At 68.0% G+C, this 10,031-nt stretch carries 9 protein-coding genes and 1 pseudogene; 1 reads left to right on the forward strand and 9 read right to left on the reverse strand.

The window, feature by feature from the left end:
• Positions 1 to 99: 99 nt before the first annotated feature.
• The 9 genes and pseudogenes from ACFYOS_RS33900 to ACFYOS_RS33940 form a co-directional block, all read right to left on the reverse strand.
• Positions 100 to 1,392 carry an IS110 family transposase gene (locus ACFYOS_RS33900; RefSeq protein WP_387150613.1) on the reverse strand — a complete coding sequence of 431 codons (1,293 nt, stop codon included), beginning with the start codon at positions 1,390 to 1,392 and terminating at the stop codon, positions 100 to 102.
• Positions 1,393 to 1,734: 342 nt separating this feature from the next.
• On the reverse strand, positions 1,735 to 2,193 hold the full coding sequence (locus ACFYOS_RS33905; RefSeq protein ID WP_387150616.1) for an SRPBCC family protein: 459 nt from the start codon (positions 2,191 to 2,193) through the stop codon (positions 1,735 to 1,737).
• Positions 2,194 to 2,351: 158 nt separating this feature from the next.
• On the reverse strand, positions 2,352 to 2,579 hold the full coding sequence (locus ACFYOS_RS33910) for a hypothetical protein (RefSeq protein WP_387150619.1): 228 nt from the start codon (positions 2,577 to 2,579) through the stop codon (positions 2,352 to 2,354).
• Positions 2,580 to 2,800: 221 nt separating this feature from the next.
• Positions 2,801 to 3,412 carry a class I SAM-dependent methyltransferase gene (locus ACFYOS_RS33915; protein ID WP_387150622.1) on the reverse strand — a complete coding sequence of 204 codons (612 nt, stop codon included), beginning with the start codon at positions 3,410 to 3,412 and terminating at the stop codon, positions 2,801 to 2,803.
• Between the two features lie 224 nt (positions 3,413 to 3,636).
• Positions 3,637 to 3,841 (reverse strand): annotated as a pseudogene (locus tag ACFYOS_RS33920) (cold-shock protein).
• A gap of 212 nt (positions 3,842 to 4,053) precedes the next feature.
• Complete coding sequence (locus ACFYOS_RS33925; protein ID WP_387150625.1) at positions 4,054 to 6,123, reverse strand: zinc ribbon domain-containing protein; 2,070 nt, start codon at positions 6,121 to 6,123, stop codon at positions 4,054 to 4,056.
• Positions 6,120 to 6,587, reverse strand: a complete 468-nt coding sequence (locus tag ACFYOS_RS33930; RefSeq protein WP_387150628.1) for a recombinase family protein — start codon at positions 6,585 to 6,587, stop codon at positions 6,120 to 6,122. Before ACFYOS_RS33930 ends, ACFYOS_RS33925 begins: the two co-directional genes overlap by 4 nt.
• A 918-nt stretch (positions 6,588 to 7,505) precedes the next feature.
• A complete protein-coding gene (locus tag ACFYOS_RS33935) occupies positions 7,506 to 8,345 on the reverse strand; it encodes an LLM class F420-dependent oxidoreductase (protein ID WP_387150631.1) in 840 nt (279 codons plus the stop codon).
• Between the two features lie 93 nt (positions 8,346 to 8,438).
• A complete protein-coding gene (locus ACFYOS_RS33940; protein ID WP_387150633.1) occupies positions 8,439 to 9,524 on the reverse strand; it encodes an IS630 family transposase in 1,086 nt (361 codons plus the stop codon).
• A 48-nt stretch (positions 9,525 to 9,572) separates the two neighbouring features.
• On the opposite strand from ACFYOS_RS33940, the gene ACFYOS_RS33945 reads away from it, so the two are divergent.
• Positions 9,573 to 9,902: a hypothetical protein gene (locus ACFYOS_RS33945; protein ID WP_387150636.1), complete on the forward strand. Its 330-nt coding sequence runs from the start codon at positions 9,573 to 9,575 to the stop codon at positions 9,900 to 9,902.
• Positions 9,903 to 10,031 lie beyond the last annotated feature (129 nt).

Below are 10,031 nucleotides of genomic sequence, written 5' to 3' on the forward strand. Positions count from 1 at the left end.
TGACCCGTAAATCAACGAACGTTTGGGCAGGCGGCAGCGTCGGGGCAGCGCCCCGATAGGGTGCCATGTGGAGTGCTGTCGTTGCGTGACGTGGTGAGGTTACGCGGCTTGGGCTTCGATGATGGCTTGGCCATCCCGGATGGTGATCTTCTGGCCGGTGACGGCTTGCAGTGCGGCGGCCAGGCTGCGGGCCCGGCGGTTCCTGTCGATGCGGGTGGTGAAGTAGTCGGCGCCGAGGTCGTGGAACTGGGCGGTGCGGTCGGACAGCAGGTGGTAGACGATGGTCAGCACGCAGTTGCCGGTGGCGACAATCGCTTTCTGCGGCCCGCGGCGTCGGGCGATGCGTCGGTGCCGGGCGCCGAGGAAGCCGGCGCCGCTGCGGGCAGCGGTGGCGGCGATGTCGCCCAGGGTGGCGGCCAGCCAGGGGTTGCCCTTGGCCCGGCCCTTGTTCTTCTTCTTGCCGGCCGACTCATGGGTCTGTGGGCAGAACTTGGCCCAGGACACCAGGTGGGCGGCGGACGGGAACCGGGCCATGTCTACGCCTACTTCGGCGATGATCTCCTGCGCGGCGATGGGGCCGGCTCCGGTGATCTGCGCCAACTGCTGTGCTTGATGTGCGAACGGGGTGATCGCCTGCTCGACCATCGTGTCCAGGGCGGCGATCTGGGCGGTGAGCCGGTCGATGTTGGAAAGCATCATCGCCAGGATGGCGCCGTGATGATCGGTGAAGAACCAGCGCAGCGCCTCCTGCAGCTGAGTGATCTTCGGCCGGAGGCGGCCCTTGGCCAGCTGCGCGAGCACCCTCGGGTCGCGCTGCCCGGCGACCAGCGCGTCCAGGATCAGCCGCCCGGTCACCCCGAACAGCTCACTGACCACCGAGGACAGCTTGATCTGGGCGTCCTCGAGCAGCTTCTCCGCCCGTTGCATCTCCCGGGTGCGATCGCGGATCAGCGAACGCCGGTACCGGGTCAGGTTGCGTAACTCCCGGATCGGTCGGGGCTGCACCAGCGACGGTCGGCACATACCCCGCTCGGCAACCTTGGCCAGCCACACCACATCGAGCTTGTCGGTCTTGGCTCGGCCCGGGACGTTCTTGACGTCCCGGGCGTTGACCAGCCAGCACTCGAAGCCCGCCGCCTCCAACAGGTAGTAGGCACCTTTCCAGTAGTCGCTGGTGCTTTCCATGACCACCCGGGTCACACCCCAGACGCGGGACCAGTCCGCCATCTGCAGCAACGCCACCGTGGTGGTCGGGTAGGTCCGCACCTCCTGCATCCGCCGGCCCGGCCTGGACTCGTGCGGCACCCGCACACACGCCTCCAACACCGCCTTGCCAAGATCAAGCGCGGCTACCCGCTCGACGTGTAGCTCCTGCTCATCGACTTCTTCCATGACAACCTCTGAGGAGCAAAGGGGGATCGGGGACGGTCACCCGCGGGAGCCATCGGGGAAACGGAAGAGTCGGACCCTCGTGCTCGTAGCTACAATGCGCAGCCCCTCGTGGCGGCTCCCAGCGTCAAACTGATACACGGCCTCACCTGCGCCAAGGACGACCGACGTCGGCGGGCGACCAACCCGATTTTCCCGCACGCGCGGCGTCCCCATGGACCAGAGAACTGATACCGGTCTGTCATCCGTGAAGGAGCCGGACCGGTGGAGGCTGATCCGCCCCTTGCTGTCGGGCGCGATGGACGGTGGGGGCCAGCGCGCGGGCAGCGGCATCACAGGATGGCGTTAGCCCGCTTCGACGAGTCTGGCGAGGTTCGCCAGGGCCATGCGCGTACCCGTCTCGTTGTCTTCGGCCGGGATCGCGTCCGGAATGCCGTCATGCATGACGACGACTTCGGTGCCGCCGTCCACGTCGGTGAGCGTCGTGGTCATGGTCATCGCGCCGCGGAGCGCGGGGCCGTCGGTCTCGAACTCGACGACCTCGACCACCTGCTTGTCGGGCACGATCTTCACGAAGTGGCCGTGGTAGCTGTCGGTGTGTGCCATCGACTTGCCAGTATTGTCCGGCGCCTCGTAGGTGAGCGAGACGCGCAACGAGCCGCCCTCGCGCGCGTCGAACTCGTGCACGTGGCCGCTCATGCCGGTGGGCACCCGCCACTTGGCGACCGCAGCCGGGTCCAGCAGGGCCCGATAGACGGCCGAGCGCGGTGCCTTCACATGTTGGGATACCTGGGTCGAGTACATGGAATGAATCTAGTGTTTCGCGCTTGGGATGGCATCGGGATGCACTCACCTCGGCAGCGCGTCACGTGCGCCGGACCGGCTTTGCCCGTCCGTTGCTCGCATCAGCCGTCACCCGGCCGCACACGACGGCCACCGGAAGTGTCGTGAGGTCAGCGTCGTCACGACGGTGGATCAGCGAATTCGGCCGGGTCGAGATTGAGGGTCGCGAGTATTCCTGAGTGCTGGGCGGTGTCGATGCGGTCCGGTAGTTCTCGGTCCACCCAATCGGCCCGGCTGTGTTGGCCGCGGTGGCGCAGGGCCTCAAGAACCTTGCTCTTATCGATCTTCATCGTCGGTATCGGCTCTCTTCGCGCACAATGAATCTGGATGCTGTCGGACTCGTCCATGGCCACCCCGAGGCGAGCCGTCGGCCGGACGCGTTGCTGAACGGCACCGACTGGAGACACGCTGAACGGTCAGGGCGGTGCGTCTAGTCCATCGGCCGTAGAGCGCCGGCGGCGCGAAACCTGGTCGTTACGATCGGTCTTCGGGGCGTCCAGCCACAACATACCCCCGGGCCTGCCGCAGCACCTTCTGCAGACCGGGGCCAGGAGAGTTGTCCGGCGCTTCACGCCTGCAACTGTCTGGCCCCGCCCCGCCGGTCGTCCACCTGCTCGCGTCGTGGCTTGAGCACGCTCGTCAGGTGAAGCTGCGCGTCTTCCGGAGCGCTGCTCACCGGCACCTCGTAGGTCGCCACCCGATCCAGCCAGTCATGGGGCACGTGGCCCCGGTCCGGATCGCCGACGAGGACCCGACCGCCCTTCGCCCCGACACGGGCGAGGAACGGCAGCATCCGGGCCGCCACAGACGGGTGGTAGAGCACCTCACCGGTCAACACCACATCCACGCCGTCACCGTCGCCGTCAAGCAGGTCACACGACGACAGGGTCAGGTCGACGCCATTGGCGTGGGCGTTGGCACTGATTGCCGCGATCGAGTAGGGGTCGATGTCGTTGGCGGTGACACCGGCGGCGCCCGCGATCGCCGCGGCGATGGCGACCAGTCCGGAGCCGGAGGCGACGTCGAGGACATGGCGACCCGCCACGGTGTCCAGGTGATCGAGGATATAGCCCGCGAGAGCCTGCCCGCCGGTCCAGGCCGACGCCCAGAACGGCGGCGGGAGGACGTGCCCCGCCTCGGCTTCGAGCCGGACCCAGAGGACGATCGCGTCCTCGGCCATGACCAGTCGCACCTCTGGCACCAGCGGCACCGGGGCCAGACGGAGCCGACCGATGCTGGCTGTCCCGGGCGCGGACTCGGGGGCGGACAGCGCGTACAACACCAGCGGTTCGAGGCCGGGCACGACCGCAGCGTCGGAACGGATCGGTGTTCGCCGGTCCGTGGTCTCATCCGCCGCCGTGGCGACGAGCGAGGCCTCGTCGCCACGACTCCGCGGAGCCAACGTCAGACCGCACGGATGTTAGCGGCCTGAAGCCCCTTCTGGCCCTGCTCGACGTCGAACTCGACCCGCTGATTCTCGTCCAGGCTGCGAAACCCGCTCGATGAGATGGCGGAGAAGTGGGCGAAGACGTCAGGCGCCGCCGCCGTCCTGCGTGATGAAGCCGAACCCCTTGTCCGCGTTGAACCACTTGACTGTACCGAATGCCATGTCTTCTCCTCTGAGTAGCTGATGGAGCCACGTACGGCCCCGGTGGTCGCCGCTGCTCGTCCGGAAGAACCGGCAGAACAAAAAGCGCCCGGCGGGTTGGATACCCACCAGGCGCTGGGAAAGATGCGACAAACCAAAGCTTGCAACCCGTTCACGCTAGCACGGGCGCGCCGCCCCCGCTGTGTCTTGACTGTCAGCGCTGACCGCGCCGGCTACCAACCCGTGTGCCGGAAGAGAACGCTGCCACGCCCTGCGGCGCGGACGTGTTTTCCACGGCACTCGTTCGGCGACCTTTTCGAGCGTCTCTGATCAGCTGAGTGATCCTGAGTCGGATTGGGTTTCCGGGATCGTTCCCATCGTGGTGGGGTCGCGTGGGCGTGGAGGTGGAATCCTGCGCCCAGTGCTGCTCCTCGTGGCCGGTGGCCGGTGGTGGGTGTGCTGGTCGTGGTCACGCTCTGGTGCCGGTGGGCTGCGCGGGGCAGCCTTGTCCGGTCCGTTGGTGCGTGTCCCTCCGGACGCTTACCCGCCGGGCCGTGAGGTCTGGCGGGGGAGGGTGCCCTGCGTCGCCGGGGCGCGGGGCGTGAGGGGTGGGGCCGGGCGGGGCCGGTCTTCGACCGGTCCGTGCGGCTGGCCTTGGTGGTCGGGGTGACGACGGCTGTGGCTTCGAGCGTGTCCACGACCGAGCGGATCATCATGGCCCCGCTGCCGCGGTCGGTGACGGTGGTGGCCTGGTGGGTGAGGCCGCGGGCGGCGATGCGCCGCGAGGCGCCGTGGTCGCGGTCGCCCTGCCAGCGGCAGGATTGGTTGGGGCAGATGGCCCACTTCCAGCCCGGGGTGGTGGGCTTGTCGGGTGCTTTGCGATGTTGCAGCCGGGTCAGGCACTGCGGGCAGTGCTTGGAGGTGTGGCGGGCGGGGACGGTGACCACGGCGATAGCGGTCTCGGCGGCGAGGTGCCGCATGCGGTCGGTGATCTTTCCGCGTACCTGCTGGGACAGGCGCGTGTTCATGCTGCGGCCCATGCCCCGTGCTTCCATCGACCGCAGGTCTTCCACATAGATCACGGTCGCGTCGGCGGCGATCGCCTGGTCCACGGCCCAGCGGGCGGCAGCCCACGCAAGCGCGTCGTTCAGGTTCTGGCGGCGCTCGGACACATGCCGGATCTCGCCGCGCAGCACGGCAAGCTTGCCGATGAGTTGATGCTGCGAGTCGACGCCGATGAGCCGCTGGTAGTGGTCGGCCTTGGCGTGCAGTCGCTCACCGTGACGGCGCAGGCGGTGCTGCTTGGCCAGGACTCCAGCGGCCCGGAACTGGCCACCAGCCCCTTTAGCTGTGATCCACCCCTGCGGGTGGAGTCGCAGGGCTCCGGCGGACAACAGGGTGTTCAGTCCCCAGTCCACACCAAGCGCCACCTTGTGACCGGTGCGCCGGGCTTTCGGCACGGCATGCGTGTACGCGACATCGGCGCGCACCCTGCCGCCCCTGACACAGAGGGTGGGCAGGTGCAGCACCGCCGAGGCGGGAACCGTGGGCGGTAGCGTGATAGGGCACTGCACCCACGTCCAGTCCCGGTACGCCTGCGGATCTGGACGGGTGGGCAACTGCAGGCGCAGCAGCGCCCTGCCCGGGTCGGTCTGGCTGCGTTCGATGGTGGCCTGCTGCCGGTCGCACGCGGCGAGCAGCAGCATCCGCGGGATCTCCGGGCTGTTTTCCAGTTCGAACACGTCCACGGGCAGGCGGCCATGCGCGGCAAGGAACGTGGCGGCCTGCCGGGTGCGGCCCTTGATGACGCTCGACGGCAGATACTTCCCGCCAGGAATCGAGTCCCGAACCTGCTCCCACTCCTGCGGGGTACGTTTGCGCGGATCGGCCGGCCAGGTCGCCAGTACCCCGGCGGTCAGATCAGCACGCCACTTCACCGAACGCAGAGCACGCCCAGCCTGCTCCTGAGCCATCCGCACGATCCGGTCATTGACCTTCACACCCTCCGGGGCGGTGACGGTCCAACCCAGCCGCCGCAGCGCCATCCACGCGTTCGACGGCAACCTGCGGCCACCCGCGTCCTGCCCGCAGGCCAACACCTGCACATCTGCGCTGTTCCAGTACTCGCCCACCAGGGCGCCCACCATGCCCGCCACCAGGTCGGCACACCAGCCGACACGCTGCACAAGCACAGCCTGAGACAGGACTTCACCGGTCTTCTCATCCACGCCCGCGCGCACAAGGCAGCGGGCGCACGCGGTACGCGAGGTCTGGTCGTCGGCGAGCGGCGGCTTCCGGCTCACCGGTCACCGGCCTGGCATTGCCTGGACTCGGCCAGCAGGCGACGCCGATTCTCGGCCGACCGCATCCCATACAGGCGCCCAGCGAACGTCGTGACCAACGAAACAAAGTCCTCCAGCAACTCCTCGCGCCCGCCGAGCTTATTCGGATGGAGCACCTCGAGGGTGACCCCGTGCACGGCGAGCAGGTGTTTGAGCCAGCCGACACCGAACCGTGCAAGCCGATGCTCATGCGTCACCCGGACCACTGTGACACTCCCGTCGGCAACCGCCCGCAGCAGCCCGTTGAGGCCGGGCCGGTCCTCCCGCAGGCCCGAAGCCCGGTCACGGAAAACCTTGACGATCACGCCACTGGAGGTGGCCCGCAGCTCGCTCTCCTGGGCCTCCAACGAAGACTCCTGCCCGCTGGAGCCAGAGACGCGCACGTACAGGCCCTCCAAACGAACCCGCTCACCACCGGTGGACACCCTTCATCGCCTCGACATCAAATCGAGGAGAACCCGCGCTCACGGCCGACCCACGTCACCTGAATCTTCCCCGAATCAGCCAAAGACGAAGCGTCACGGGGTGAACACCGAGACGCCTCGCGGCCTTCGAAAGTCGAAGAAATTCCACATGATCACCCTACAATTACTGAGGATCATTAAACAGATCAGTTAGCCTGTTCGGCGCCGCGCTGGCGGTCACGCGGCCGTCGCTACGCGGCGGGCCGGTCGCCCGTGGCGCTGTGGCGTCGTCCGCTATGCGGCGCCGTCGTCGCACGTGAGGCGTCACGAAGCGGGGCGGCGTGCCGCCAACAAGTCTTCAACGTGGGAACGGGTCGCCCTGCCCGGCGCTGACCGATCGTTCGCAGCGTGGTGGTCGACAATGCAGGCCGTGGTCGGAACCGGCGGAGTCCTTGATCATTCTACCCGCACCTTGGCCCAAGCCGTACACGATGGTCGCTTTGGGTTAGGGTTTGGCGGGCGGAGCGAAACGGATCCGACGCTGCCCGGCGAGCGGCCGGATCCACCCCCGCTCACCTTCCGCACCCGGCTTGCATATGCGAGCGGGTGAGTCGCGCGTTGGCGCGCAAACTTTGGAGCAGCTGTTGACTGGTGTGACCGCGCATGACTCAAGTCCATTCCGTGAAGCACCGGCAGCAGATGCGCCTTTCGACCACACACCTGCCGTCGACGTGAGTCCGGCTGCGATGATCCGGCTGCGCACCCCGTTCGGTGCCGAGGGTGACGCCGACCGGAAGCCGGCGGCCGCGCCCGTCGTCGCTCGCTAGTGCTGCTCCGCGCTAATTCGTGGAGGGGTGTTGGTCAGGCTGTCTTGGGTGGGGTGCCGTCGTAGGTCCGGCGGGTGGAAGGGCTTCTCGGCGGCGGGCAGATCGAGGCGTCTCAGGACAGCTCCGACAGCGCGCTCGCCAGTGGCTCCAGCACGGTCGATGTGTATGGCGGCCGCAGGTAGACGATTGCGAGTTCGGCTCCTGCTGCGCCGAGCGCCGCGCAGGTTGCGGCGGTCTCCGCCGGGTCGCCGGTGAACTGCACTTGGCTGGACAGCAGGATCTCCGCCGGGTCGCGACTGATGTCCGCGCAGTGCTGGTGCAGTACGTCGCGCGCCCGGCGGAACTGCTGGAGCGTCCCGCTGTCGAAGTTCCAGTGCTGGGCGAAGCGGGCCGCGGTGCGGAGCGTGCGCTTCTCGCCGCTGCCGCCGATGCAGATCGGTGGGTGCGGCTGCTGCACGGGCTTGGGGTCGCACCGCGCGTCGGTCAGCTCGTAGTAACGGCCCTTGAACGTGGTGGTCTCCTGCGGCGAGAGAAGCCCGGTGAGCACCTCGCAGGCTTCTTCGAACCGGTCACTGCGCTGGGCGGGAGTGCCCAGCTCAATGCCGTAGGCATCGGACTCCTGCTCGTTCCAGCCGGATCCGATGCCGAGCTCCAGCCGGCCTCCGGAGATGATGTCGAGCGTGGCGACCATGTTGGCCAGCACCGCTGGGTGCCGGTAGTGAATGCCGGTGACCAGCGTGCCCATCCGCAATCGCCTGGTCGCCTGGGCAAGTGCGGTCAGTGTGGTCCAGCCCTCCAGACGGGGGATCGAGGGGTCGGAGGCGTGGGTCGGGTAGAAATGGTCGGAGGTCCAGCCGGACTCGAAGACCTCAATGTCGTCGGCCGCCCGCCAAACCGCGAGCATGGAGTCCCAAGTGGTGTTCTGCGGTGTGGTCTTGAAGGCGAAGCGCACGGTTTCAAGCTAGCCTGCCGATCACGCCGACACCGTGGGGGGTGTCGGTCGGTCTGGGCCTGTGTGCCCACGCCGCGTTTGTTCGGTTGAGGGTCATGCGGCCTTGAGTGGGGTGCCGTCGTAGGTCCAGCGGAAGGGCTTCGCGGGTTCGCGGTTGATGATGTAGCTGTCGAGTTTGTCGATGAGGTCGTCGCGGCTGGTGAAGTCGCCGTGTCGCAGGACGCTGCGGGCCAGGGCCGAGAAGACCAGTTCGATCTGGTTGAGCCAGGAGGCGTGGGGCGGGGTGAAGTGCGCCGTCCAGCGGGGGTGGACCTTGAACCAGGCTTTGGTGTGCTTGGCGGTGTGGGAGGAGCCGTTGTCCAGCACCACGTGGATGTCCGTGCCGTCGGGGATCAGTGCGTCAATCCGGTCGAGGAAGGCGGTGAAGGTCACTGCGTTGTTGCGGGTGATCACCTCGGTGAGGACCTCGCCGGTGCGCACGTCCAGGGCAGCGACCAGGGAGGCAGTGCCGTGGCGGACGTACTCGAACTCCTGGCGGGCGACCCTGCCCGGGGCAGCGGGGCGGCCGGGGTGCTTGCGGGAGCGGGCGGCGATCGTGGTCTTCTCATCGATGGACAGCAGCACGGCGCCCTTGGGTGGGTTGGGGTACAGGTCGCAGATGTGCTCGGCGCGCTGCCAGAACTCAGGGGTGTCACGGCGGGTGAGCCAGCCGCGGACCTTGTGCGGCTTGAGGTCCAGGTCCGCCAGGATTCGCCCGACTTGGGAGGGCGATATGGCTGTGAAGACGGTGCCCGCGACCCGTTCGGCGAGCGCCTGGTGGGTCCAGGTCGCGGCTGGGTGCGGCGGCGCGCTGGTCGCGGCGGCCACGATCGCCACGCGCACCCGGTCGTCGTAGACCTTGGGGCGGCCGGTGCGTTCTGCGTCCTTGAGGCCCTCGGTGCCGTGCTGGGCGAAGCGTCCGCGCCACTTGCGCACGGTATTCACCGCGACGCCCAGGTCGCGTGCGATCTCGGCATTGGCGTGTCCGTGCGCGGCCGCGAGGATGATCCGGGCCCGCAGGACCTGGCGGACCTGCGCCTTCGCTGAGACGGACAGCCGTTCCAGTGCCCTGCGTGCGGTGTCGTCCAAGGTCACCGCGACCGCCGCGACCGCCCTGCCCACCCGGTTGCACACGTTCATGGCCGATGATCATGGTGGGTTGTCGGCACACCGGGCAGGATGGGGGCCGTGCCGAAGAACCCGCCCGAGTCCATGCAGGACCATCTGCGCCAGCGCCTGAACACCCGGGCCAGGGAGCGCTGGCCGCAACTGGCCTGCGTCGATGTCCGGTTCCGGACCGGATTCGCCTACGTGAGCGGCGAACTGAAGGACGGCGACCAGCTTCCGCTGTGCCGCCTGCGCTTCACCGGTGTACTGCATACCTGGGGCTTCGCCCTGTATCTGGCCAGCCGAGACAAGTACGAGGACAACTTCCTGCCCACTGGCCTGCCCTTCGGCAGCCCCGAGGACTGCCTGGACTGCGCCTGCTACCTCTACCTCGGCGACCAGCCAGCCTGACCCACACCCCTCCACGAACTTGCGCGGAGCAGCACTAGTGTGCTGCGCCGCAAGTTCGCCTCATAAGTGGGTGTAGGGTGGTGGGATGCCGAGGACCGGGCGTCCCACCCCGCCGCTGGTGTTGTCCGA

Source organism: Micromonospora sp. NPDC005806, from assembly GCF_042871425.1.
In the GTDB taxonomy this organism is placed as follows: domain Bacteria; phylum Actinomycetota; class Actinomycetes; order Mycobacteriales; family Micromonosporaceae; genus Micromonospora.

Coding starts and splice junctions, on each gene's coding strand:
- ACFYOS_RS33900 (WP_387150613.1), bottom strand. CDS start 1,392: ATGGAAGAAGTCGATGAGCAGGAGCTACACGTCGAGCGGGTAGCCGCG.
- ACFYOS_RS33940 (WP_387150633.1), bottom strand. CDS start 9,524: ATGAACGTGTGCAACCGGGTGGGCAGGGCGGTCGCGGCGGTCGCGGTG.
- ACFYOS_RS33915 (WP_387150622.1), bottom strand. CDS start 3,412: ATGGCCGAGGACGCGATCGTCCTCTGGGTCCGGCTCGAAGCCGAGGCG.
- ACFYOS_RS33910 (WP_387150619.1), bottom strand. CDS start 2,579: ATGGACGAGTCCGACAGCATCCAGATTCATTGTGCGCGAAGAGAGCCG.
- ACFYOS_RS33905 (WP_387150616.1), bottom strand. CDS start 2,193: ATGTACTCGACCCAGGTATCCCAACATGTGAAGGCACCGCGCTCGGCC.